The organism is Methylobacterium sp. WL19 (genome assembly GCF_008040005.1).
GTDB lineage: Bacteria > Pseudomonadota > Alphaproteobacteria > Rhizobiales > Beijerinckiaceae > Methylobacterium > Methylobacterium bullatum.
Genome location: NZ_VRVC01000026.1, coordinates 1 through 24,318, shown reverse-complemented (window position 1 = coordinate 24,318; position 24,318 = coordinate 1). Strand labels below are relative to the sequence as shown.

At 59.1% G+C, this 24,318-nt stretch carries 26 protein-coding genes and 1 tRNA gene; 14 read left to right on the top strand and 13 right to left on the bottom strand.

What is annotated here, in order from left to right:
- The first annotated feature begins 12 nt into the window (after positions 1 to 12).
- The 4 genes from FV220_RS07580 (at position 13) to FV220_RS07565 (ending at position 2,745) form a co-directional block, all read left to right on the top strand.
- Positions 13 to 621: a hypothetical protein gene (locus tag FV220_RS07580; protein ID WP_147830493.1), complete on the top strand. Its 609-nt coding sequence runs from the start codon at positions 13 to 15 to the stop codon at positions 619 to 621.
- A 134-nt stretch (positions 622 to 755) separates the two neighbouring features.
- On the top strand, positions 756 to 1,094 hold the full coding sequence (locus tag FV220_RS07575; RefSeq protein ID WP_147830491.1) for a hypothetical protein: 339 nt from the start codon (positions 756 to 758) through the stop codon (positions 1,092 to 1,094).
- Positions 1,095 to 1,733: 639 nt separating this feature from the next.
- The gene (locus FV220_RS07570) at positions 1,734 to 2,351 is read left to right on the top strand and encodes a hypothetical protein (RefSeq protein ID WP_147830489.1); all 618 of its coding nucleotides are present in this window, start codon (positions 1,734 to 1,736) and stop codon (positions 2,349 to 2,351) included.
- A gap of 10 nt (positions 2,352 to 2,361) precedes the next feature.
- Positions 2,362 to 2,745, top strand: coding sequence for a DUF3768 domain-containing protein (locus FV220_RS07565; protein ID WP_246689405.1), 384 nt, complete (start codon positions 2,362 to 2,364; stop codon positions 2,743 to 2,745).
- A 34-nt stretch (positions 2,746 to 2,779) separates the two neighbouring features.
- Here the strand turns inward: FV220_RS07565 and FV220_RS07560 are convergent, their stop codons facing one another.
- A complete protein-coding gene (locus FV220_RS07560; RefSeq protein WP_147830487.1) occupies positions 2,780 to 3,052 on the bottom strand; it encodes a helix-turn-helix transcriptional regulator in 273 nt (90 codons plus the stop codon).
- A 92-nt stretch (positions 3,053 to 3,144) separates the two neighbouring features.
- Here FV220_RS07560 and FV220_RS07555 point away from each other — a divergent pair, with 92 nt between their 5' ends.
- The 5 genes from FV220_RS07555 (at position 3,145) to FV220_RS07535 (ending at position 6,175) form a co-directional block, all read left to right on the top strand.
- Positions 3,145 to 3,948: a hypothetical protein gene (locus FV220_RS07555; protein ID WP_147830485.1), complete on the top strand. Its 804-nt coding sequence runs from the start codon at positions 3,145 to 3,147 to the stop codon at positions 3,946 to 3,948.
- A gap of 38 nt (positions 3,949 to 3,986) precedes the next feature.
- Positions 3,987 to 4,511 carry a DUF805 domain-containing protein gene (locus FV220_RS07550; protein WP_147830521.1) on the top strand — a complete coding sequence of 175 codons (525 nt, stop codon included), beginning with the start codon at positions 3,987 to 3,989 and terminating at the stop codon, positions 4,509 to 4,511.
- The gene (locus FV220_RS07545) at positions 4,508 to 4,939 is read left to right on the top strand and encodes a superinfection immunity protein (protein WP_210245937.1); all 432 of its coding nucleotides are present in this window, start codon (positions 4,508 to 4,510) and stop codon (positions 4,937 to 4,939) included. Before FV220_RS07550 ends, FV220_RS07545 begins: the two co-directional genes overlap by 4 nt.
- Positions 4,940 to 4,997: 58 nt before the next feature.
- Positions 4,998 to 5,375, top strand: coding sequence for a hypothetical protein (locus FV220_RS07540; RefSeq protein WP_147830483.1), 378 nt, complete (start codon positions 4,998 to 5,000; stop codon positions 5,373 to 5,375).
- Between the two features lie 269 nt (positions 5,376 to 5,644).
- The gene (locus tag FV220_RS07535; protein WP_147830481.1) at positions 5,645 to 6,175 is read left to right on the top strand and encodes a MucR family transcriptional regulator; all 531 of its coding nucleotides are present in this window, start codon (positions 5,645 to 5,647) and stop codon (positions 6,173 to 6,175) included.
- A 543-nt stretch (positions 6,176 to 6,718) separates the two neighbouring features.
- On the opposite strand, the gene FV220_RS07530 is transcribed toward FV220_RS07535, so the two are convergent.
- Positions 6,719 to 7,108 (bottom strand): GFA family protein, encoded by a 390-nt coding sequence (locus FV220_RS07530; RefSeq protein WP_147830479.1) that lies wholly within the window; start codon positions 7,106 to 7,108, stop codon positions 6,719 to 6,721.
- Positions 7,109 to 7,293: 185 nt separating this feature from the next.
- The gene (locus FV220_RS07525) at positions 7,294 to 7,701 is read right to left on the bottom strand and encodes a putative immunity protein (RefSeq protein ID WP_147830477.1); all 408 of its coding nucleotides are present in this window, start codon (positions 7,699 to 7,701) and stop codon (positions 7,294 to 7,296) included.
- 429 nt (positions 7,702 to 8,130) lie between these two features.
- Between FV220_RS07525 and FV220_RS07520 the strand changes: the two genes are divergently transcribed.
- Positions 8,131 to 9,819, top strand: a complete 1,689-nt coding sequence (locus FV220_RS07520) for a CHASE3 domain-containing protein (RefSeq protein ID WP_147830517.1) — start codon at positions 8,131 to 8,133, stop codon at positions 9,817 to 9,819.
- Positions 9,820 to 10,103: 284 nt separating this feature from the next.
- Here FV220_RS07520 and FV220_RS07515 read toward each other — a convergent pair whose 3' ends face one another.
- From FV220_RS07515 to FV220_RS07490, 6 genes are all read right to left on the bottom strand, one after another.
- Positions 10,104 to 10,649, bottom strand: a complete 546-nt coding sequence (locus FV220_RS07515; RefSeq protein ID WP_147830475.1) for a recombinase family protein — start codon at positions 10,647 to 10,649, stop codon at positions 10,104 to 10,106.
- 168 nt (positions 10,650 to 10,817) lie between these two features.
- The gene (locus FV220_RS07510; RefSeq protein WP_147830473.1) at positions 10,818 to 12,377 is read right to left on the bottom strand and encodes a DUF262 domain-containing protein; all 1,560 of its coding nucleotides are present in this window, start codon (positions 12,375 to 12,377) and stop codon (positions 10,818 to 10,820) included.
- Entirely contained in the window at positions 12,378 to 13,259 is an 882-nt protein-coding gene (locus tag FV220_RS07505) for a hypothetical protein (protein ID WP_187273353.1), read from the bottom strand.
- Positions 13,260 to 13,858: 599 nt separating this feature from the next.
- The gene (locus tag FV220_RS07500) at positions 13,859 to 14,638 is read right to left on the bottom strand and encodes an ImmA/IrrE family metallo-endopeptidase (protein ID WP_246689404.1); all 780 of its coding nucleotides are present in this window, start codon (positions 14,636 to 14,638) and stop codon (positions 13,859 to 13,861) included.
- Positions 14,617 to 15,102: an exonuclease domain-containing protein gene (locus FV220_RS07495; RefSeq protein ID WP_246689403.1), complete on the bottom strand. Its 486-nt coding sequence runs from the start codon at positions 15,100 to 15,102 to the stop codon at positions 14,617 to 14,619. Before FV220_RS07495 ends, FV220_RS07500 begins: the two co-directional genes overlap by 22 nt.
- A gap of 248 nt (positions 15,103 to 15,350) precedes the next feature.
- Positions 15,351 to 15,605, bottom strand: a complete 255-nt coding sequence (locus tag FV220_RS07490; RefSeq protein ID WP_147830466.1) for a hypothetical protein — start codon at positions 15,603 to 15,605, stop codon at positions 15,351 to 15,353.
- Positions 15,606 to 15,758: 153 nt separating this feature from the next.
- Here FV220_RS07490 and FV220_RS07485 point away from each other — a divergent pair, with 153 nt between their 5' ends.
- The 3 genes from FV220_RS07485 to FV220_RS07470 all read left to right on the top strand — a co-directional run bounded on the left by FV220_RS07485 (position 15,759) and on the right by FV220_RS07470 (position 19,998).
- Positions 15,759 to 16,217 (top strand): hypothetical protein, encoded by a 459-nt coding sequence (locus FV220_RS07485; RefSeq protein WP_147830464.1) that lies wholly within the window; start codon positions 15,759 to 15,761, stop codon positions 16,215 to 16,217.
- A 521-nt stretch (positions 16,218 to 16,738) separates the two neighbouring features.
- Complete coding sequence (locus FV220_RS07475) at positions 16,739 to 18,937, top strand: ATP-dependent RecD-like DNA helicase (RefSeq protein ID WP_147830460.1); 2,199 nt, start codon at positions 16,739 to 16,741, stop codon at positions 18,935 to 18,937.
- Between the two features lie 44 nt (positions 18,938 to 18,981).
- Positions 18,982 to 19,998: a DUF4268 domain-containing protein gene (locus tag FV220_RS07470; RefSeq protein ID WP_147830458.1), complete on the top strand. Its 1,017-nt coding sequence runs from the start codon at positions 18,982 to 18,984 to the stop codon at positions 19,996 to 19,998.
- A 199-nt stretch (positions 19,999 to 20,197) separates the two neighbouring features.
- On the opposite strand, the gene FV220_RS07465 is transcribed toward FV220_RS07470, so the two are convergent.
- The 4 genes from FV220_RS07465 to FV220_RS07450 all read right to left on the bottom strand — a co-directional run bounded on the left by FV220_RS07465 (position 20,198) and on the right by FV220_RS07450 (position 23,075).
- On the bottom strand, positions 20,198 to 20,461 hold the full coding sequence (locus tag FV220_RS07465; protein ID WP_147830456.1) for a hypothetical protein: 264 nt from the start codon (positions 20,459 to 20,461) through the stop codon (positions 20,198 to 20,200).
- 66 nt (positions 20,462 to 20,527) lie between these two features.
- Positions 20,528 to 21,085, bottom strand: coding sequence for a metallophosphoesterase (locus FV220_RS07460; protein WP_147830454.1), 558 nt, complete (start codon positions 21,083 to 21,085; stop codon positions 20,528 to 20,530).
- 237 nt (positions 21,086 to 21,322) lie between these two features.
- Positions 21,323 to 21,398: transfer RNA gene (locus tag FV220_RS07455), tRNA-Lys, on the bottom strand.
- A gap of 102 nt (positions 21,399 to 21,500) precedes the next feature.
- Positions 21,501 to 23,075, bottom strand: a complete 1,575-nt coding sequence (locus FV220_RS07450; RefSeq protein WP_056143471.1) for a 2-isopropylmalate synthase — start codon at positions 23,073 to 23,075, stop codon at positions 21,501 to 21,503.
- A 494-nt stretch (positions 23,076 to 23,569) separates the two neighbouring features.
- Here FV220_RS07450 and FV220_RS07445 point away from each other — a divergent pair, with 494 nt between their 5' ends.
- Positions 23,570 to 24,055, top strand: a complete 486-nt coding sequence (locus FV220_RS07445) for an SRPBCC family protein (RefSeq protein ID WP_147830453.1) — start codon at positions 23,570 to 23,572, stop codon at positions 24,053 to 24,055.
- Positions 24,056 to 24,318 lie beyond the last annotated feature (263 nt).

Here is a 24,318-nt window from a genome sequence, read left to right as displayed (position 1 = left end):
CGGAGATTAGTTATGATCAAAACTGTTTCATTAGTTCTTATGGCATCCGGCCTATCCTGGTCGTGCCAAGCTGCAAGCTGTGATGATTACCCAAGTACACCTGGCATCAATGCAGAGCTCGTTGAAGGGGGTATAAAAATCGTCGCCACCGGCACTGCGGCGGTCAGCTTCGACGAAGCTTCATCAGTTGCTGACGCACGGGATGAGGCAACGCTTCTTGCGAAGGCAGAGATTTCAAAATTCTTAACCGAGGGCGTTCGAAGTGATCAAGCGCTTAATCGGGCAGTACAAGAGACAAAATCAATGCAGGGCGAATCTAAATCGAACGCCCGAAAAGAAGTGGTCGAACGGCTCAAACAAGTGTCCTCCTCATCTCAGGCCTTATTGAAAGGCGTCGTGCCGCTTGGCGAATGCTATACGAAGGGACAAGAGTTCCGGGTTAGTGTCGGTGTAAAGCCCGAAACCATGGGCATGGCCGACACGTTGGGGCAAGGAATGGCCCAGTCCCCCGCCGGCGGGCCGAATGGTGCACCGTCAGTCGGACCACAGGGCCGTCCACCCACTCAGAAGCCCAATGGAATGGACGGATTTAGCCGAACAGATGGTCTGAAAAAGTTCTGATGGGCACAAAGTGTGAAGCCTGGTCACTAGGCGTACTAGTAATTATAGCGATGGCGCCCCCAGCCCTCGCCACGCCAGTCCGCTGCAGCGCACCAATGTCATTGGGGGTTATAGCGGATGCTTCGAGTTCCGAGATGCGCTTCAAGGCAACCGGTCAAGCAGCGATCATGAGTGAAACCCCAGAAGGGTTTAGTCTGGCCAAAGATGCTGCCAGACTTGACGCTAAGGCTATTCTTTATTCTGACCGCCGCATACAGAAGACAACGGAAGGTAAGTTGCACGGCGTTAGTGATTATCAAGCATGCCGGGACCGTGGTAAAGTCTTCCTCACAGTAGTTTGGGACGCAGGAATAGCAAGGCATGCATCTGAAGCAGCTGCCGCAATGGCCGATGGAGCACCGGCTGCTCCGCGCAGCGAAACCAACCCTAAGCTTGGAGTAGATCGTGTCGAGTTCGACCGGTTGATGCGTTAATCTAGCATCTGAATATAAGACGGCCAGTAAGACGAATATATAGTTCAAATGTTATATTACACCCGCTGTGCACCCTAATAACAATTATTATCTTATGATGTTGCTGCGTTAGCGAGTCGAGCATTGGGCCCACAGAAATTACATTAGGCTATAACCAATGTAGGCGCCTCCTGCACAAGACGCGCTTGCCAACGAGCGCTTTCGCCCACGAGCGTCGTTTGATTATCCGCACTGGTAGGTGGCGATACCGTCTCGAGCTTGATTGGCCACTATTGGCTGCGGGCATTCCTGCTCCGTGGGTGTTGTTACGTGATTCGGCCAAGCTTGCTGACGGTGAGCCACCCCCCTTTCATCGAAGCACTGTGTGCAGCGGCTCCGGACTTCAGGTTTCTAATGTCGGAGACTGTTCGCAGCGCCATGCACGCCAGTATGAACGTACTGTTGACAAGAGGAAAATATTCCTATAATAATGTTGCTAGTCGCAGCATTTGCGATGCGCAGAATGCCGATGAAAATGTCCCCGAACAACGCACCGCCCACGCTTCCAAATGCGCCCGAAGGCGTCGGCCTCGACCCCTCTCCATCAATCACTCAGCAAGGCGGCCTTCGGGCCGCCTTCTTCGTTTCAGGAGCCCTGTGATGACCACGCCAACAACTGCCACCAGCGAACCCAACGACGCCGCGGCAACGGCTACCGCCGTCATCGCCATCCCGGCGGCCGTGATTTTGTTCGGCACCGATGAGGGCGGCAAGCCACACGCTTCGACCTTCACCCGCGCCGAGGTCGAACTCTCCGAGCGGGCAGCTGGGCTGATGGGCTTACGGGTACTGCACATCACAAACGATGAGCATCGCGCCGTTGCCGCTCAGCTGCCCGCAGGCCGGATCTTCGCCCAAAGCGGGCGAGGGTTCGTGCCATTCGTCAAGAAGGCCCTGTACGAGCGCCTGACGACCTTGGCGGGCCCCGGCGAGGCGCCACCGCGCCCGATACAAAACATGGCGAGCTCGCCGCCCTCAAACGATGCCACTTCGCCTGCCGGTGATTTCGCACGCCCTGCCAGTTGGGATGCGGTCAAGGTCGGCAGCCTGGTGCTCGCCTCGACCGGGCCGCAGGAGGGGTGGTTCGAATCGGTTGTCGTCTACACAAAGGCCGACAGCCTGTTCGAACTGCGCTGGCGCGATTGGCCGGAGGAGGCGCACTTCGTTCGGCATCGTGACGCGCTGGCGCTGCTGAGCCCACTTGGCCCTGAGGCGTAGGGTCAACGGCATGACCACGTTTTCGCCCGTCGCTCAGCGCAGCGGCATGCGGTGCGATCCAGCGGTAGCCGATGCCATTGCTGCCATTCGCAGCCTGAACGATGCATTTCGCCGTACCTTCAGGGGCGGCGCAGTGCTGGAGACGCCCGGTATCGCCAACCTGAGGGATGCTGACCGCATCGCCGTGCTGTTGGCAGTGCGGCGGTTCACGGGGTTCGAGCAAGGCAACGACCCCTATGACGAACACGACTTCGGTGTGGTCGAGGTTGGCGGTCACCGGTGCTACTGGAAGATCGACGCCTACGACCTTGCCATGCTGGGCCACTCACGCGATGCCGCCGACCCTTCGGTTACGGCCCGTGTGCTCACCGTTATGCTCGCCGACGAGTACTGACGGCTAACACGCTAACGCGAATTTCTTGAGGCCACTAACCGGGCGGGTTTTTTGAACGGCGACCAGCACGAAGTGGCGACGGCACAGCCGCACCCTCGACGGGTTCGGTGAGCAGCACCGCCAAGGGCACGCTCAGCACCTTCGCGATGGCTTCGAGCGTCGAAATGGTCACGTTCTCTGAGCCGCGCTCAACACGACCGACATAGGCCCGGTCGATACCCGCCGCCAAGGCCAATCGCTCCTGAGAGAGGCCCTTAGCCACTCGAAGCTGCCGTAGGTTCCAACCGATGATCGCGCGCGCATCCATGAGGGCGCGACAAAGCCCTGTATGCGGCTTGACAATCGACGGACTGACAGTCCCCTATTATATCACAACCGCCATCGCCGAAGAGGTTCGCCATGCATCAAACGATAGCTGCTGCCAGCGTAATATTTCTAACAGCCACGATGTCTACGAACGCATTAGCTCAAGCAAACAAAGGAAATTATGTACTTTCCGATTGCAACAGTTGGCTGGCTGAACCGACGATAGGCAGTGCTGTAAATCGAGTAACAGAGCGATTAGAGAATGGGCTACTCGAGGGGCAGCCTCAAAAGGCAACTGAGGTTTTTCAGAACGTCAAGAATGCGCTCTCCAATGAGATCAAGACATGGGGCGGATACAGCAAGCAAATTGTCGGTTTAGGAAACGATCTAAGTCAGATGGAGCGTAGCGAATTGAAGAGATGCCTCCCAAGAGTGGAGGCCGCCCTCGACAAGCTCGAAAGGACGATTTCAGTGCGCAATGAGCAGGAAGAGGAGGAGGGTAAACCAAAAGGCATGCTGCTCATCGCGTATGGAAATTATATTGGCGTAAGCAAGTGCTATGCGAGCCGGCAAGGCTATGCCATCCGTTACGTTCAAGATAACGAATTTGATTTTGCAAAGAAAGCCATCAAAATAATTGAAGGCGAAATTGTCAAACAGGATCCAAGCATCAATAAGGATCAAGTTTGGGCGGCTGCAAATGCCTATGAGTACCCAACCCCCGTCAACGAAATGGAACGCGTTGTTGCATATCACCGTGCATTCGGTGTTGCAGCGGTAGAGGGTCGGGAGTTCAATCAATACGGGAAAAATTACTGCGACGGATTTTTCACAGCCCTGCGCGATCACTTCCGAATGCTGTCGCCAGCCGCAGCCGTTCCAAAGCGCGACTTTTGACTCGCGCCACCCAGCTTGCCCCTGTTGAAGGTCAATTTATGCTTGATTCATATCTCCGCGCAATGCGCAACTATGCCAAGTTTAGGGGAAGAACCTCCCGGGGCGATTATTGGCGTTTTATCCTTGTGTACATCGGAATCGCCATGATCGCCCTCGTCGTTGACGCTGCGTTGGGCACAGGCAACAAGGATGGCGGCCTGTTCATCGGCTTGGTACACCTTGGCCACTTGATACCGCAGATCGCCGCTGGCGTTCGCCGCATGCACGACACCGACCATTCGGGCTGGTGGTTGTTGCTTAGTCCCGTGGCACTGGTCTTTGCCTGTTTTGCCGGGACGCCGGGGACGAACCGGTTCGGGCCGCCCCCGGTGGCCGGTGTCGTGCCTGCTTCACTTGCCGCTGCCGCCTCAGGCCCTGTGACAGCGCCCCCCGTCGCGCTGCCGCAGCGTGATGTAATCGCCGAGATCGAGCGGTTGGCAAAGCTTCGTGCGGGCGGCAACCTGTCGGAGGCCGAGTTCGAGGTGATGAAGGCGCAAGCCCTGTCACAGGCCCGCGGCGCGTGAACGACGACACGGCCTCGATCCTCGTCGTCGTCACCGTTTGCGTCGCGATCTATGGCCTTCCGTCCATCATCGCTTTCCATCGGCGCCACCCCAACCGCTGGGTCAACCTGGCGGTCAACGGGTTGTTTGGTGGGACGCTCGTGGGTTGGGTCGTTGCGCTGGTCTGGGCGCTTCACGCGGTGCATCGGCCAGACACACCCGGCGCCTCGCAGGGCGGTGAGTCGGGGCTGAACCTGTTGGTCAACGACACCCGGCGGGTCGCCATCGTGGCGGCCCCCTACCTCGAAGGGGGCGGCCTCACGCGATCCACTCTTTCGCCGGCCGATGCAGGGCGGGAACTCGAACGCCTCGCCGATCTCCGCACAGCCGGCCACATCGACGAGATCGAACACCGGATGCTCAAAGCCTCGATCCTTCGAAAGATGTAGGGCGGATGGCTCCTATCGACCCATTGCGGACGTAGGCACTTCGCCTGAAACTGCTCGCATGGCCGAGCAGTCGAAACCTCCCGTCAATGCCGTGGTGCGCGTTCCAGCCGTCACTATCTCCCGAACGTCGATGGAGGCGATAGTAGGCCCCCTTGATCGGTTCGAGGCATCCAAGGTGAGCGGCTTCAACTACGCTCAGATCGGCACGTCCGAAGACTGCGCATGGTCAGACGTGCTCGCTCTCATTGAACGGGTCGGTCCAGCATTGCTGGGGCACGTCGAGCGCGGAGAGGTTGGGCGGCCGTCCCTAGACGTTGCCTTCTTCGTCCAGGAGGATCGCGTGACTGCTTCGTTGCTCGTGCCGAACGACGTGGTGGCAGCGATTGGTCGCTTCGGTTTTGACCTAGAAGCGTCGGCCTATCTCGCGAGTGACTGACGACCGCTTTCCACCCACCCCGGACGTCGGCGTCTGGCTTAACAGCCTGGGAGCGGACCTTCCGAGGTTCGGCAATGGGCGCGAAGTTGGTCGTGATGATGCCGGCCTTGCTGAGGCGTCATGCCTTACCGATTTCGGCAGCTCTGACCGGAGTGGATCGCTTCAGGGCGCTGCTATCCAACAAGCTACGTGGGTTCTGTTCGTTGGAAATGTTGTGTTTCGTACCAATCTTACTCTATGAGGCGTCCATGGTCCTCAGAGAAAACGCTATGACTGACAGCACCCAAGATTTTAAGGCAAACTACATCGAACTCGCGGCCGACATCGTCGCCGCCTACGTCTCCAATAACTCTGTCCCGGTCACTGCATTGGCCGACTTGCTGAGCAACGTGCATGCCGCGATTAGTGGCCTCACAGCCGGAGGAGAGAGCGCATCGGCGCCGGGCAAGATCGAGAAGCTGACGCCGGCTCAGATTAGGAAGTCCATCACACCGGACGCGCTGATCAGCTTCGAAGACGGCAAGTCCTATAAGACCTTGAAGCGGCATCTGACGCTTCGTGGTCTGAGCCCGGAGACCTACCGCGCGAAGTACGGTCTGCCCGCTGACTACCCGATGACCGCACCCAGCTACTCAGCGCAGCGCTCGGCGCTTGCCCGATCCCTGGGCCTTGGACAGATACGCCAGATGACGGCTCCGGAGGCAAATGCTGTCCCAGCGAAGGCAGCAGTGGAAGAGGCCGTCCCGACCCCTGAGAAACCCAAGCGAGCGGGTCGGCCTCGGAAGACTGCCGCAGCTTGATAGGCATGCATGGAAGGCGCCTAGGCCGTCCTGAGCCCAACCAGCGCCGATAGGGGAGGCGGGCACAGCCCCGCCGCCCCGATCTGCTCACGGGGCCGGCGGGGTGGGTCGTCCATCTCACAGCGAGCCGATACGCAACTTGGCTCGATGGGAGGATGCCGGCTGGCTGGTTAGCAGACGGACAACTCAGCCGATCCAACCCGGCCCGGATAGGGACAGGCGGATGAAGCCAGATGCTTAGCGCCCGTACAGAACGTCTGAGAAGGGTCGGGTGCGGAACGTCCGCTTCAGGGCGAAGAGTTAGGGCCCGTTCCCCACCCAACCCTTCCGTTGGGCAGACGGACGGGTCTCGACCCAACCCAGCCGCCCAGATTGCCATGACCGCCTCCCATAAGCGGCCATTCGTTGGCCGTTCGGCAACTTCGGCTCGGGGTGGGGAGCGGACCCTGCCCCTTCGCCCTGCAGCGGACGCTCCTCCTCAGACCCATGTTGGCCGCGTGGACCGACATCGGCACTTCCCATAAGCGCCCATTCGTTGGCCGTTCAAACCGGTGATCCTTCGAGGTATTGAGGTCTTCCGTCGTTAATGACCAGCCAAGGCTGTTTGCTGGAGGTCCAGATATGCTCGGTCGGCTCGAACGCTTCCGGTCGATCAAGGCTGCCCATTGAAAGACCTATCGCGCCAGCGCTTTGGCGTTCTGAGAACAACGTTGTTCCGCATCGGGTACAGAAGCCTCGTCGTAGACCGCTATCGCTGCTTACCCACCCTGTCGGCCCATTGAAGGACAACCCGGCCAGCGGCACCAAGACACGCGCGAGGAAGGAGGTGCCCGTCGCCTTTTGGCAACGGTGGCAATGGCAGACGCGCACATTAAGCGGTTCGGCGTCGGTGCTGTAGCGACAAGCACCGCAAAGGCATCCACCTAAGATCATCGACGAGATTGTCCCTCTATTTTCCTGCTGCGACTGCAATACCAGGGCATGACGACCTTGTCTGCTTCTGCTAACTCTCGCCCGGAAGCAGATGGACAACAAACCACCCTTTTCAAATCCTCGGAAGGTTTACTTTCCAGCAGCTTGGTTGACGAGGACCCGCGACTGTAATGGGTGGATAACGATCATTCGTTGCCCTTGCCTGGACAGTGCTCAAGCTGAAGGTGCTCCGCCAAACGATCTCTCTGCCAAGCCGCTTCGGCTTTGATATCCCCGGCCGATAGTGCGACCGCCTTCAATGCGTAGGCTGCTGCGTGCCGCGCATGGGTTGGAACATGGGCAACTGCCGCAGCATGCCCTGCGGCACGTGCCGCAGCGGTGGCAGCCGGTCCGGACACATCCCGCGCGGCTGCGTGCGCGGCGAAAGCAAATTTTCTGACCTCCGGCATAGATAGTTCACCCCCGAGCCACGAGTGGAGCGCCGCGATGGCCGCACGAGGTCGGGCGTCGTTAGTACCTTCGAGTTCGAAGATGGGCTGTACCCGCTTAGCACAGGCGGCGGCCCACTCTGCTAGGGCGGCGTGATCGGTCATGATCCCTCCAGTTCGGGCTAATTCCGCTGAGGGTGGTGAGCGGCCCCTGACGCTTCGCCCTAAAGCGGACGTTCCGACTGTGGCCATTCGTAAAATGCGTGATCGGATACCAACCGCCAGGTTCGGCTTATTTGGATGTAGATGCTGGCGGTTCTGAGTTGTCGCTTCATATGCCTGCTCATCGTTACCCAGTGCTCAGATCTGGCTGCCAGCTGCCGAACTTTGAAGCGAGGCAGGGTTGAAATACAACGATAAGTCACAGGCCATTGCTAGGTTTACAGCAGCGGCCATGGGGCTCGTGTGCTCAAAAGTTTGTGAAAACCCCTCCGATTTCTACAGTGCTCTCTGAGCGAAACTTGAGATTAACCTATAAGATTTATGAACGGCCCACCAGATCGCGCCCTTGTGGATCTGTTTGAGGCTCCCGAGATGCGTGCTCTTTCAGATATTAAAATAACTACCAAGCTTGCGGTTGCTTTCGTTTCCTTGTCTGCCGTGACTATAGGCGTCAGCTTGCTTGGCTACACGCGCTTGTCCTCAATTGAAGCGAGCATCGGCCAGACTGAGCACACATACAAAGTTTTACAGGCCCTTGATGGCATCAACATGGCCATGGTCAATCAAGAGACCGGCGTGCGTGGATATCTCGTCTCAGGAGACTCTCACTTTCTCGCACCCTACAAGTCAGGTCAGATTGAATTCCAGGAAAAGTTCAATCAAGTCAAAAATCTGACTGCTGACAACTTAGCCCAGCAAGATCGCCTTACGGCACTTCAACGTGTTGCCACATCATGGTCAACTGACATTGCGAGCAAAGAAATCGGCCTAGTTGAGTCGAGCAAATTAGAACAGGCGCGGGCGCTTGAGGGAAGTGGTGCCGGCAAGGCATCGATGGATGCTATTCGGGCTGTCGTTGGCGAAATGGCAAAGGTTGAGCACGATTTGCTCCATGTGCGAGGGATCGAACAGAAAACCTCTTTCTCAACGGCTTACCTGACCAATATCATCGGAAGCATCGCCAGTGTCATCATTGCCGTTTTCCTCACAGGCCTCGTCTTTAGCTTGATCGTTCTACCGATCCGTCGCCTGGTGGCGGTGCTTGAGCGGATGGCGCAAGGCGAGATCGACACATCCATCGCGGAAGCGCGACGCGGGGACGAGATCGGGGCCGTCGGCAAGGCGGTCGAAGGTATCAAGGCCATGGTCTCGGCCAAGGCGGCGGAACAGGCAGAGATCAAGCGTGTCGCTGAAGCAGCGGCCGCTCAAGAGCGCAAACGGACCATGATCGAACTGGCCGACGGGTTCGAAGCGGCAGTCGGCGGGATCGTCGGGATGGTCTCTTCTTCAGCGACCGAGCTGCAGGTGACCGCCCAACAAATGAGTTCGAATGCTGCTGAAACTGCAGCGCAGTCGATCACGGTCGCCGCAGCGGCGGAAGAGGCGTCCACGAACGTGAGCACGGTCGCTGCTGCTGCCGAGGAGCTCGGATCATCCGTTCAGGAGATCGGGCGGCAGGTCTCGGGCTCGTCCGACCTCGCCCAAACGGCCGTCGGTGAGGCGGATCAGACCTTGCAATTGGTCCAGGCCCTCAGCCAGGCCTCGGCCCGGATCGGCGACATGGTCGGGCTGATCTCGAACATCGCGAGCCAGACCAACCTCCTGGCCCTCAACGCCACCATCGAGGCAGCCCGTGCGGGCGAAGCCGGGCGCGGCTTCGCGGTGGTCGCCACCGAAGTGAAGGAACTGGCCTCGCAGACGGCACGGGCCACCGAGGAGATCGGTACGCAGATCGGCCAGATCCAGGGCGTCACCGGGCAGGCGGTGTCCGCCATCGGATCGATGACGGCGCGAATTCGCGAGATCAACGGGGTCGCCACCTCGATTGCCGCCGCTGTCGAGCAGCAGGGTGCCGCAACCCAGGAAATCGTGCGCAACGTCGCCCAGGCATCCACTGGAACGACCGAGGTAACTAGCAACATGTCTGGGGTGGCGCGGGCGTCGGAAGAGACGGGAGCAGCGGCCAGCCAAGTGCTGTCGGCCGCATCGGAGCTGTCGCGCCAGTCTGAGCAACTCTCCGCCGAGGTCGGTCGCTTCCTCCACACTGTCCGCGCCGCCTAACCACGCATCGTCGCTTCGGGCAGGCGCGTTAAGGCACGAGCGCTACTTGGACGTCCGCTTCTGCCCTCACATGAGTGTGAAAGCGGACCGTCTCATTTCTACCCAGCCCACACGTGGGGCCATCCTCCGCCAACCTACCTCTTAGCAGACCTTCCGAGGGTCCGAGACAGGTCGTGAGCGGGTACGGCGATATCGTCCGCATTCATGCATTGCGCCCCGGAAACAGATCGGCAAAAGTCCAACCATGAGGGACATAGCGATGGCCCGATACAGCCGGCCTGACGTCATCCCTCGCGGATTACGCGGTACACCTGCATGCGGGAGCAGCCCAAGGCCGCAGCAATCGCCGCGGCCCCATTGCCAGCCTTCGACAACGACATAATCCGGTCGTGGTCGAGGCGGCGCTTGCCGCCGGCATACACGCCGCTACCCTTCGCCCGCTCAATGCCCTCGCGCTGGCGCTCCTTGATAAAACGTCGTTCCATTTGCGCGACCATACCGAGCACCGTCAAAACAACGTGGCCCATTTCCCCTCGGGTCGAGACATGCGGGTCGAGCACAGTGACATGCGCACCGCGCTGCTCGGCCTCGTGAATGAGGTTCAGGACGTCTCGGGTATCGCGACCGAGGCGATCAAGCCGCGTAACCATCAGTTCATCGCCCGGCCGCAGGAATTCCAGCACAGTCGCCAACTCGGCTCGGCCGTCGCGGCTACCGCCAGAGACCTTTTCCGACCTAATAACCCCGCAGCCTTCGGCCTTCAGCCGGGCGACCTGCCCGTCGAGGTCCTGGTCAAGGGTGCTGACGCGGGCGTAACCGATGCGGGCCATGATGTGTAACCTCAAGCTTTAGGCCCGAGGCTACCTTGTCACAAATAGTCGGTGTCAACCCAGATGTTACGACGGCCGAAGTTGGTCATGTTACGTCACTTCAGGGTATACCTTGATGTTAGAAACAGGCTTAAGGCGACATTGTCAGGGAAACCAGACCTCACGTCGCTATATTTGCATTGCGCCATCAAGCATTTTTTGCGCCCGCTCCCTTAATGCAAGTTCAGGCAACCCGGCATTCACGAATTTTATAAACTCTTTGTCGATGTATTGCTTATCAAGCATTTCAATAATTTCAGCGTCCCCTCGGACAAAGGATTCTTGTATCAATTCAAAAAGCGTTCCGTCTTTTTTCGGCTTTATATCAGCTAGATATACTACGTTCCCAATAGTTCTCGCTGAGTTTATCTCTCTATCTAGCATTGATGATAATTCGGCCCTATCGAATAATGGCAGAAATCTGTCATAAGGGACATCAAGCATAGGTTCATGATTGAACAATCCCCTATCTGATAGGTGAGATAGAAATGCAACCGACATAGCCTTTCCCTTAAGGAATCTTTTAAATAGTATGTCTTCTGCGGCAATATGGACTGGAACAGGCTTAATGGTTCCGGTTTTAGAGACTGCACCGTCGATTTCGTCGATCATTCTGACTAGGGCATGATCAGGACGGCCCTGCAAAGACTCTGTTAGGCTTGAGGTTCGAATCCAACTTAGGAGCGGTATCTTGACCTGCTCAAGTTTTACATTGCTACAAATTAGCCTTAACAGCAGCAACCATTGAGCCTCATACGGCAAAGCATCACTATTTGCGATTCCAATGTATGTCGAAACAAACTCAACTGCGTCGTCTAGCCTACTTTGCAGTAGCTGCACCCCTTGCTGGAGATCGTCTGCGGATCTCCCCCGGAGCTCGAGCAAAACGTCGGGTAGGGGACGAAGTCCCATAACCATTCCTAGCGATTTCAGGAGCAGTTCGTCATCAAACCGAAAACCCCGATGCCCAAAGTGATCCTGCAGATCTAATAGTGCTGCTGACAAATCGAAATCATCAGACCATGTTAAAGCTCGCATAAAATCCACTACGCCCAAGCGGACGCCAGTGGAATTAATGCGTTGAAAAATGCTAACAACGTCGTTTGGGTTACGATTGTAAATAGTGACTACCGGGAGAAGATACTCTTGAAAAACGGTAAGAATATTTACAGCCCGTTCTAAGTAAAGATCCCCCTTATCTAAACTTGCAAGCCGCCGCTGTTGATCCAAAAACAACCTTGGGCGGAAAACTGTGCTTAAAGGAATCGCCACCATCTTGTCGTTCAAGTCTCTAGCGTGAACAAATATCTCTTCATCTAAATCAAAGAAGACGTCGAATCTTTTATCATCGGCAACTTCGTCCCGATTAAAAACACCATTCAAGGAACTTAGCCTTTGGACTCCGTCTAATACAAAGCTGGTAGGATAAGCCTCAGAGACGAGCGGAAATCCCGCTGACATTTCTTTGACTGTCTTAAAAACTTTATTTTCGACTTTCCACAGCAAAGTACTACCAATAGGAAACCCCAAGTAAACGCTCTCAAGCAATTCGAGGACTTGCCTTTCATCCCATATGAATTCTCTCTGGAAAGGAGGAACTCTATATTCACCAGTGCGGATACGTCGAAACACTGTCGGAAGATGCTCAACTGCTGGCGTAGGCGCCGGTGAACTTGATGGGGAAGTCATTTACTGCTCTCCGAGGGGCTCAGGCATAGCGTTATTATCAGTCGCCTCATTATCTATGCTTTTTGAGAGCGCATGATCTTCTGTACCAAGCACTGCCGGCTGATTAGCATTAGTGGCAACATCCTCGTACAACCTCAGCAACAGACCTTCTAATAAGTGAAGAGAATGACTAAGATAGGAAGCTGAAAATTTAGCCGATTTATAATCCCACTTCCAAGTATCTTGAATTAAATCTAACTTTTCCCGCTCTGCTTCGTAAAAAACGTGCGTCAGTGCGTACAGCATATACTGCATTTCTGTTGTAATTTGAATTTCAAAGTAAACATTTTCCCGGAATGACTCCCACGCCATATTGGTGAATTCAAAATTAAAAACAACATAAACATGATACGCATAGTACCCATGCTCTTTCGCCTGAGCATTGACGTGACACGGGAGCTCGAGCTCTTTACATATACTTTCTATCAAAGCTGTGATTTTTGCTGGCTCGTCAATGTGCCTGCATACAATTGTTGTCCTTATGATATCTTTTAGTTCTTTGAAAATATCATTGGCGCCAACCCACCTCTCCCCTTTCGGATTAGGAAAATTGCCGTTCTCCACTACGTTAATTCTATAAAGTTTTGATATAATAGAGTCTACGCTTTTGACATTTAGCTCCGGCTTTATGGTGACTATATTTATTTGTTGATGTGTAGCGTTGGCCTTATGCGCCTCAACTAAACTTTGTAGTCTTGAATAAAAAATATGATCCTCAATAGAGGCAAGAAAAGTTCTAGTATTTGTACTAATCCATGAGCTCAGCGATTTCGCCGTTGGATCAAAGCCAATGTTTTTCTGAGCCCAAGGGCCAAAATCTGCGAACGTGGGCTTTCCAGGCATTGACGGAACTCGACCTCCCGGCAGCATTATTTTCACGCGCGGCTACTGCGTTGGTAAATGGGATTCCTCTTTAGATCAATGACAATGGCGCCTACCTCCCATTCGGTGGCCCAGGTTTAAACAGAGGGCAGCGTAGACCGCTTGACGATGGCGGGGTGAGCAGAAGACACGGAGCCACTTGGTTCCGTCACCAAATGACCAACTTCGGTGCAGGCGATTGGTGCCCAAACAAGGGATGCGAACCGCTGCTGTTGTGATCCATTACCTCTGTTCCTTAACCCGACGCCGACTTTCTTGAGAAAGAAAGAGCCTTCGCCGTTGAGGAGTTTGTCGCGCACCATTGCGGTCAAAGGCTAACAAGAGCCGTTCTCTCCGGTTTCATGGCTCGATTTACCCGGTCACTGATCGGACCGCTTTATTTGTATGGTCCCGGGATGATGTGTGCCGGGTTGCGAGGAGTTCGTTCGAGCAATCACCCGCCCGCGCCACTGGTAATCCTTGGCCATTCGACTCGATACGGTTGTCCTTACGATCACGACCACATGGGAGGGGCCGGGATTGTGGCGACGCTCAGCATGCAGACCCTGGATGATTCTGGCCTACCGTCGCCCCGAGTGAAAGCGGTGACGCCAGCCCTCCTCAAGCCTGCGCTCCTCCGCGCTCTCTTCCGGGACGGGTTTCAGACACAGCATAATCATCGCGAAGCCGTTCTGCTGGAGGTACACCTGCTCGTAGAGGGCCGGCGCGCGGAGGTCGCGCTTCACATCGATCCAAAGGTCGGCACTACACACGGCGATGTCGCTCGCGATGTTCGGCCGATGCGAACTGCTGTGATAGAGCGAATGCAGCGGGACCGGGCTGCCACCCGCGCAGACGATGGCAGGAAAGGAGAGGCTGCGGTAGCACCGCTGCACCCGACCGTTGCCCGCCACGACGATGGCGATCCGCTCGGGGTGGTACTGCACGTAGGCCCGAGCCGCCGTCTCCCTACCGACCGCGAAGTCGCGTGCGAGCGTGAGAACGTGATGCAGATCGGGCTCGCGAAAGGCTGCCATGGCCCCTCGCAGCAGGTGCGGGGGCATCAGCACGAGAGCGGCGAAGCGGTTGGCCTCGACCTCCCTGCGCTGCCGCTGGTCGCCCTCCTTCGCTTGCACGCGCAGTAGGTCGGAACTCTTGCATAGGAACCTGCCGGGCTGATCCGGGACGTGGTGCGCCATCAGGAAGTGGCCGAGTTCGTGCGCGATGGTGAAGCGGCGACGCGGTTCGCCCCCGCGCTTGGCGAGGATGATCCCTTCGGACCGCTTCGCATCGGTCGCGAGGCCGCCTTCGAACCCATCGGCGTCGAGGTCGTCGATCCTCAGGATGGCAACTGATGGCAAGAGCAAGCCCAGTTCTTCTCAACGAAGATCGGCCAGCGGCTCTCACAAAACTGGCGGTCGAAGCTTGCGTTATGGGCGATCACCACGACGGCATCGCCAGCCATCGCTTGTACCGCCGCGTCATTGATCCGTTGACCGGCCACGTCAGCGTCCGTGATGCCGGTCAGTCGAGTGATCTCTGGCGGGATCGGCTTCTGCGGCTCTTGAAGTTGGTTGAAGACCTGAAGCACCCGGTAGATGCGGCCGCTCGCGCCGTACTCGAACTTGATCATGCCAAGCTCGATCACTTCGTCGTGCGTGTAATCGACCCCGGTCGTTTCGGTATCGAGGATCAGGCCAATGAACGTCGGCTCGGTCGGCTGATCGGTGCAATCGGCGAACGGTCCAACCCTCCTAAGCACGCGGTATTCGCCTGTGCTCTCCAGCACAGAAGCAATGCTGTCGAGGGGTTGCGTAACCGTCACTGTGTCTCGGTCCCGGAGGATGCCATTGCGGAGCATTAAGCCACAACGACTCAGGGGAGAAACCTACGCAACGCGACATCGGCTCAACCAGCCCCGATCAAGGTTCATCCCCAGGGGAATCAGCCTCGGTCGTGGTTCATGATGGCCTCCAGATCGCATGAAGACCCGTGTCGAACTCATCGTGCGGCAAGTCGCGCCTCAGAGGGTCGCAAAGAAACCTGCGGGAGACACAAAGCAGTAGAGGAGCTTCAGCGCTCCTCGAAAAACGGTCTGAAGTTTTCCAGCCACTGCCGCAGCCATACTTCGAATCCCTGCTTGGCTCCGCTTTCTTCCTGGGCATGCCCCCATGCTTCCTCAGAGAAGGGGCTCCACCATGTCCAGAGCTTATGCGCACCGTCGTATTCGACCGTACCCACTTCGACTTCACCCATGCGGCCGATAAACCGCTGGAGCGGAACGTTGGCGATCTCATCTTGCGTCCAGGCGATCAGGGTATCCGGCATGGTCGTCCATGTGGCTGGGGGCGGGAGGCGGGCACAAGCCTCGAAGTTCCTTTCCAACGTGCTTGAGCACTTACGGCTCAACAACGTCGTCGAGTGCCTTGGGATGAACGGCCTTTGGGTCACTTGCAGCGACACTGTAGGCCGATCCCCGTCATGAGCGAGAACGACCACCGCTCGAAAGGAGCCCAGTGTTGCCCGTTTGTTCTTGCCAAGCTTGGCGGTTCGCGGGATACGAGGCGAATGCGCATCGTGCTCAGCTTCTGCCTCGCTCTCGCTTGCTTTTCGCAGGCGGCTGTAAAAGCCGAGGCGCAGGGGGTGGAGGCCTTTGACTTGGTGCGGCTTGAGAAGGAATGGCATCGCTGCGTACGGCGGTCCTTCGCGGGTCAGCCCCTGGGGCTAGATAACGTGGCGGCGCAACGTGCCGCGCTCGCTGCGTGCAAGCCCAACGAGGATGCCTATGTCTCGGCTGTCATGATCGTGCAGTTGGCGCGCGAGGACAGCCTGCGCGAGGACCGTGATGCTTTCACCTCAAGGGCAAGAGTTTGGGCGGGTCGGCTATCTGCCTACGTGCTAGACCCACTGTCGTCCTGGTTGCTGGGGCGGGATCGCTGAGCTCTCCCGGACCGTCGTGTTCACTGCCGGTGGCCCCGCGTCGGTTCAGCATTGAACCTCGATGCTCCGCCAGTGCGCTCAGCAATCGATGTCGGGGTTGTGACGCTTGGCCGTAGTTCGCCGCGATGATTTCTCACGCACCATACGGCGATGATCCAGCCGACACGCATCAAGCCCTTGAACGACGCCCCGACCCAGGAGAAGGCGTCTTACGTTCTCTACTGGATGGGGTTGGACTACACGACCGGCCATGGGGTCCGCGTCCGGTTTACGGCAATGTGCGCTCGCTCGGCGCGGCGACGCTGAAGAAGTTCGATGCCGACGGCTATGTGCGTGAGGTCGAGCGGCTGGCAGCGGCAGAACAGTAGATTTGCATCATTGCCGAGGCGGCATTCCGCGATTCAGCGCCGGTCACCACTGCCCAAACTCTGGTGTTAGGCCAATGAACGTTTGCCCGTTTGGCGGATCATCGCAGTCCACGTACGGTGAGTAGTGAAAGCTCTGAGGTAGTGATTGGCGAGATGAACCAGAGGGCGAGCCCAGCCAGATTTGAGCGTGGCACGCCCGTGGAGACACTCGCCGGGACGGTCGAGCGTGTCACCTTCCACAATGCCGAGACGGGCTTCTGCGTCCTCAAGGTGCAAGCGGGAGGCAAACGTGACCTCGTGCCGGTGATTGGGCATGCTCCGGCCATCGGCGCAGGCGAGTGGATCACGGCTACCGGCATCTGGTTTTCAGACCGGCAGCATGGACTTCAGTTCAAGGCCGACACCCTGAAGGCCACGCCGCCGACCGGTGTCGAAGGCATAGAGAAGTACCTCGCCTCAGGGTACATGCGGGGCATCGGTCCTGCCATGGCCAAGCGCATCGTTGCGCTGTTTGGCGAGAACACCTTCGAGGTCATTGAAGCCAATCCTGAGCGCCTGAAGGAGGTCGCAGGCATCGGGACGAAGCGTGCCGAGCGCATCGTGAAGGGCTGGGCCGGGCAGAAGGCTGTGAGGGAGATCATGATCTTCCTGCACGCGCACGGCGTCGGCACCGCCAGGGCGGTGCGCATCTTCAAGACCTATGGCCAAGAGTCCATCAAGGTCATGACGGAAGACCCGTACAGGCTCGCACGCGATATTCGCGGCATCGGGTTCCGGACAGCCGATGCCATCGCGATGAAGCTCGGGCTTGAGAAGGAAGCGCCGCAGCGCCTGCGGGCAGGTGTGTCGTTCGCGCTCCAGACTGCCATGGATGAAGGGCATTGCGGCTTGCCCACCGAGCGCCTTGCCGTGCTCGCGCAGAAGCTGCTGGAGGTCGAGGCTGATCTCGTCCACATCGCCATCACCCTGGAGCTACGCGGTGAGGACGTGGTCGCCGACACAGTGGATGGCGAGACCTGCATCTTTCTCAAGGGGCTGCACTCCTCCGAGCGGATCATCGCCGAGCGCCTGATCGACCGGGCCTCTGGGTCGCCGCCCTGGCCGGAGATCGACATCGACAAAGCACGGCCCTGGGTGGAGGAGAAGACCGGCAAGACCCTCTCGCCCTCGCAGGTTGAAGCCATCCGGCTGATGCTCGGCTCGAAGCTCACGGTGATCACCGGCGGTCCTGGGGTCGGCAAGACCAGCACACTCGACTCGCTCCTGCGCATCCTGACGGCCAAGGGCGTGCGCGTGTTGCTGGCGGCTCCCACCGGCCGTGCTGCCAAGCGCATGCACGAGCAGACGGGTCTGGAAGCGAAGACCATCCATCGCTTGCTGGAGATCGATCCGAAGCACGGTGGCTTCTCGCGCAACGAGGAGAACCCCCTCGATTGCGACCTCCTCGTGCTCGACGAGTGCTCGATGATCGACGTGCCCTTGATGAACGCGTTGCTCAAGGCCGTGCCAGAGCGCGCAGGGCTGCTTCTCGTCGGCGACGTAGACCAACTACCCTCAGTTGGACCGGGGCAGGTCCTGGCCGACGTGATCGCATCTGAGCGGCTGCCGGTTGCCCGACTGACTGAGGTGTTCCGGCAAGCGGCTGAAAGCCGGATTATCGTCAACGCTCACCGAATCAACCAAGGGCAGATGCCCGAGTGGCCCCGCGCAGGTGAGAAGTCCGACTTCTACCTGATCGAGATTGAGGACCCGGAAGTCGGCGTCGCCAAGCTGATCGAGGTGGTCACCAAGCGTATCCCACGCACGTTCGGCTTAGACCCGGTTCGCGATGTGCAGGTGCTGACGCCGATGATGCGTGGCTCGCTCGGCAGCCGCAACCTCAACCACGAGCTTCAGCGCGTGCTGAACCCCAAGCCGCCTGTGCAGGTGGAGCGCTTCGGCTGGCGCTTCGCGCCGGGTGACCGAGTGATGGAGACGCAGAACGACTACGACCGCGAGGTCTTCAACGGCGACCTCGGCATGATCACCGGCATTGACGAGGAAGAGGGTGCCGTCCTCGTGACGTTCGACGGCCGCCAGGTCGTCTATCCGTTTGGCGAACTCGATACGCTCGTGCCTGCGTTCGCCACCACGATCCACAAGAGCCAGGGCTCGGAGTACCCGGCGGTGGTGATCCCCATTGTGACGCAGCACTTCAACATGCTGGCCCGGAACCTGCTCTACACGGGGGTCACACGGGGCAAGCAACTTGTGGTGCTGATCGGCCAGCGCAAGGCCATCGGCATGGCTGTGCGAGGCGGACAGCAGAAGCGGCGCTGGACGAAATTGCGTGAGTGGCTCACTACCAAATAGTCATTCCGCAACAGCGTGCTCTCTGCACGACTCGGAGAGCACAAGTGAGTTCTATAATTCCTTTAGGTATCTTCGAAAAAGTCGCGATCACTCAAGCTTGGCCGACCGAGGATCGCAACTTCACTCCGTGGCTGGCGCAGTCGCCGAACATGGTGCAACTCGGCGTTACACTCGGCCTAGAAATGGAAGTTGAGGCGGTCGAGCACTGGGTCGGCCCATTCAGAGCCGATGTTTTGGCTCGTGTACAGGATGAGGCGGACCACAGGGTTCTGATTGAAAATCAGTTCGGTCGTACTGATCACCGCCACTTAGGTCAGATTCTAACTTATCTTGCGGGTATTGAGTCTGCTAAGACTATAGTTTGGATTGCGGAAACGTTTCAGCCTGACCACCGGGCGGCTATCGATTGGCTAAATGAACACACCGACGAAGATTTTTCGTTCTTTGCTGTTGAACTCGAACTCTGGCGTATCGGGGATTCGCCTCCTGCCCCACGGTTCAATGTGATCGCCAGCCCAAACGACTGGACACGGCAGGCGCGTGTTGCAACTCGGAATGTTGGAGAGGTAGCTCTCGCTGAGCGACATCATGTCCGGCTCGCATACTGGGCGTCGTTTGGCGAGTTCCTGAAAGCACGCAACACAGGGTTCCGGATAAAGCGCGCGAACAAGGACCACTGGTTTGAGTTTCCAATTGGACGCAGCGGCTTTGTGATCAGTTCGACAATCAGCACAGACAAACAGCGCATTGGAGTTGAGCTTTACATCGCTAATGATCCTAGCAAGCGAGCCTTTAAGGCTCTTCTGGATCAGAAAGATGCGGCAGAATTAGAGTTCGGTGAAGAGCTGAGTTGGCAGGAGCTTCCCGGAAAGAAAGCGTGTCGCATCGCACTGTTTAGGTCAGCCACCGACCCATCCGACGAAACATCCCGTGAAGGGCAGCATGCTTGGATGCTGGAAAAAATGGAGCGGTTCCGTGCAGTGTTTTCCAGCCGAGTTAAGGGGCTGAAGCTAGATGCCGGAGCGGATCCCTTTGAAGATATCGACGGGGTCGTCGCCTGATCAGGGTTAAGGCGCCCAATCCAAGTTCTGGCTAACACCATCATACAACAAGTGGTGGATGCAGCTTAGCACGGCAGAAGGGCACGGTTGCGCCCGCTCCAATAAGCCCACCGAGGTTGGATTTCCTATGAACTCGCCTCAGCCGAGGGCTGGAGTCCTGATAGGCAGGCGCGCCATGGTTCGGCCATCGATCCCTCGCTCAGAGGCTCGGCTTTGTCAGCCCAAGATGGTCATGCGCCTCAGCGGGCGTCATCATCCGAATGGATTCATCTGAGAAGCCAAGCTCGCGCAGCTCCGCCCGTTGCTGGTTCGTGATCATCAAAGAAAGCACGGCAAGTGGCGCAGGCGCGATAGCCGCACCGGATGGCTGGACGTCCTTAGCTTGGCGGAGGCTGTCAAGGAATGCTTCCTCTACGGCAGCCTGACCGAAGAGCGTTCGGAGATAATCGTCGGTTCCTGCCATCAGCGTGCTTTCCTGTTCCTCACGGGTCAACGGAATGCGCGATGCACACAGCCGCTATAGTCCAACTCATTCCAAGGCATCGCGCGCCAGCTCTTCGGGTAGCATTACGGCACGATCCTGACGCGCGATGAGGGCTGCGATGCCAACCGGTCGGTAGCCCCATGCATCGACGCCGACATCGCATGAGAAGCGGGTGTCGGGCAGTGAACCATGTGTGTGGCCATACAGGTGCCGCGTCCCGCGCCACAGGCCGGGCCAAGCGCGATGCGCGTAATGTGCGAGAAACAACCGCCATTCCGTGCCATCGGCATCGCTGACAGTGATCCGCGCAGTTTCCTGCGGCGGTTTCACCCACGGCAATTCAAGAACCCGATTGGTGTCGTGATTGCCGCGGATCAGCCGCTTTCGGCCTCTTAGGCCCTCGAAGATCTCCGCGCAGCGCGCCCGGCTCGCTCCGGCAGCGAAATCGCCGAGATGCCAGACGTCGTCGTCCGCGCCGACAACGTCGTTCCAACCCTCGATCAGAGCCCCGTCGTGATCATTGAGTGATCCGAATGCCACTCCGCGCTGACGCAGGATGTGAGCATCCCCGAAATGGGTGTCTGAGGTAAAGAAGGTAGCCATGCGAATTCGACGGCGCTGCATGCTTCAGGCAGCGGCCTGCCATTCAAACTCAGCCGACTCAGCTTGGATCGACCCCACTCGAAAAATTGTAGAGTGGTACGAACCCACCGCGCTCACGCGTTTCCGTTCGCTCAACACCAGCTTGGAATGGGAAGACTGCTACAACGAACTGGTAGCTATGTGGTTGCTAGGGATTTTTAGGAAGCCAACAACCAGAAGCTAAGTCATTGATATGTTTGGTGGGTGCACAAGGGTTCGAACCTTGGACCCGCTGATTAAGAGTCAGCTGCTCTACCAACTGAGCTATGCACCCATTGCCTTGCGGCAGTCGCGGCAGCCACCAAACCCGCTGCGACGAGGGGGCTGATAGCAAAGGCCCCGGGGGGTGTCCACCCCCGGGACGTCATTTTTCCGGCTAAACCGATGCGGCGTGCTGGGCGTGGAGGCGCACGGCCGTGGCCGAGAGCTTGTTCAGGGCGGAGAGATACGCGCGGGCCGAGGCCACCAGCGTGTCGGGATCGGCGCCCCGCGCCGTCACGCTGCGGTCGCCGGCCTTCAATCGGACGGAGACCTCGGCCTGGGCGTCGGTGCCCTGCGTCACAGCGTCGACCTTGTAGAGTTCGAGCTGCGCCTCGTGCGGGACCAGGGCCTGGATCGCATTGAACACGGCGTCCACGGGGCCGTTGCCGTCGGCCTCCTCGGTGACGATGCGGTCGTCGATGGCGAGCTTCATCGTGGCGCGCTGCGGCCCGCGCGTGCCGGCGATGACCGAGAGCGAGACGAGGCGGATGCGGTCATGCGCCGTGGCGAGGCCCTGGTCGACCAGGGCCTCGATATCCTCGTCGTAGACGTGCTTCTTGCGGTCGGCGAGCGCCTTGAACCGCTCGAACACGTCCTGCAACTGATTGTCGGCGAGGTGCAGGCCGAGTTCCTCCAACTTCGAGCGGAAGGCCGCGCGGCCCGAATGCTTGCCCATCACCAGGGAAGTCTTGGCGACCCCGACGGAGGCGGGCGTCATGATCTCGTAGGTCTCGGTATGCTTGAGCATGCCGTCCTGGTGGATGCCGCTTTCATGCGCGAAAGCGTTCCGGCCGACGATGGCCTTGTTGTACTGCACGGGGAAGTTCGTCGCATGCGAGACGAGCTTCGAGGCGCGGGTGAGCATCGTGGTCTCGATGCCGGTCTCGTAGGGCATCACGTCGCCGCGGGTGCGGATCGCCATGACGATCTCCTCCAGGGCCGCGTTGCCGGCCCGCTCGCCGATGCCGTTCACCGTGCACTCCACCTGCCGGGCGCCGCCTTCCACGCCGGCCAGGGAGTTGGCGATGGCCAGACCGAGATCGTCGTGGCAATGCACCGAGAAGATCGCCTTGTCGGCATTCGGCACCCGTTCGCGCACCTGGCGGAACATGCTGCGGTATTCGTCGGGCGTGGCGTAGCCCACCGTGTCGGGCAGGTTGATCGTCGTCGCACCGGCCCGGATCGCGGCCTCGACGCAGCGGCACAGATAGTCGATCGGCGTGCGCGTCGCGTCCATGGCCGACCATTCCACGTCCTCCACGAGGTCGCGGGCCTGGGCCACGGTCTTGAGGATGATCTCGACCACCTCGTCCTGGGACTTGCGCATCTGGTGGGCGAGGTGGATCGGCGAGGTCGAGACGAAGGTGTGGATGCGCCCCCGCCGGGCGAGGCGGACGGCTTCGCCGGCCCGCGCGATGTCGGCGGGGATGGCGCGGGCGAGGCCGGCGATGGTCGCGCGCTTCGAGCGGCGGGCGATCTCGGAGACGGCCTCGAAATCACCGATCGAGGCGATGGGGAAGCCCGCCTCGATGATGTCGACGCCCATCGTGTCGAGGAGTTCGGCCACCGCCAGCTTCTCGTCGAGGGTCATGGTGGCGCCCGGGCATTGCTCGCCGTCGCGCAGGGTCGTGTCGAAGATGAGGACCCGGTCCTTCGGGGAGGCGTTGGGCTGGGCGGTGATGTCGGTCATGGCGTGTCGTCCTGTCGGAGGCGCGGTCGCTGAGGGACGCGGCGCCTTGATCCATCGATCGGCTCGACGAAGCCCTCGAGGGCCCCGGTCGCGAAACGATCCCCTGAGAGCCCAGGCGCACGCGCCCGGACGGCCCTCAGGGGCGGATAAGGAGGAGAAGGCCGACGAGGAGCGCTCGGGGACGCGCATGACCACGCACCGCCGCGAAGGCGGTGTCTGCGGTTCCCTGCGTGGAGCCGGCGCTGGCCAAGGCTCGTCTCTCCCGAATGGCGTAGCGGGCGCGCGAACGATGCGACCGAGCGGCTTCGTACCCCTCGACGCCCCCGTTGACAAGGATCGCTCTGCACGCGCCGCCGTCCATCACATCTTCGTGGGCAGGGATCCGGCCATTGTCGCGTGCCGGTTCGCGACTAGCTTGACGTTCGTCCGTTCAACGGCACGGCGTGCGCCTCGTACCGCGCCGACATAACAATATCGGAAGGAAACACCCGTCCATGTCGCGCACTTTCCTGCGTCGAATCGTGCTGCCCGGCCTCGTTCTGGTTGCCGGCACCGCCCCCGGCTTTGCCATCGACCTCACCAAGACCATCGATATCGCGGCTCCCCCGGCCAAGGTCTGGGCGACGATCGGCGATTTCTGCGGCATCGGCAATTGGCACCCGGCCATCGCCAAATGCGAGCCCTCCACCAAGGGCGGCACGATGCTGCGCAAACTCAGCCTCAAGGGCGGCGGCGCCATCGTCGAATCGCAGACGGCGCGCGACGACAAGGCGATGAGCTACACCTACGCCATCGTCGAGAGCCCGCTGCCGGTCTCCGACTATTCCTCCACCCTCGCGGTGAGCCCGAAAGGCTCAGGATCGACGGTGACGTGGACGGGGACCTTCAAGGCCAAGGGTGTCCCGGACACGGTGGCGACCGATGCCATCACGGGGATCTACGAGTCCGGCCTCGCGGCCATCGCCGAGAAGGCCAAATGACGCGCTCGCGTGACGGGCTGACGTGACGGTCCGACACGGGGTCCGGGATCGTCGCCGGAGCCCCGGCTGCGGTGATTGACCCGCCCCTCACGTGAAGGCAAGAACCCGGCGCGGCGTCCATGCCGTGCCGGCCATCGCGCCGGAGCGTGAAGGAGAGCCGCCGTGACCAGGAACATCGTGCCGCCGCAACCGGCCAGCCTGATGCTGGCCATCGGCCTCGCCGCGGGGCTCGGAGCCTGCACCTCGTCCGGCCCCTCTCCGAA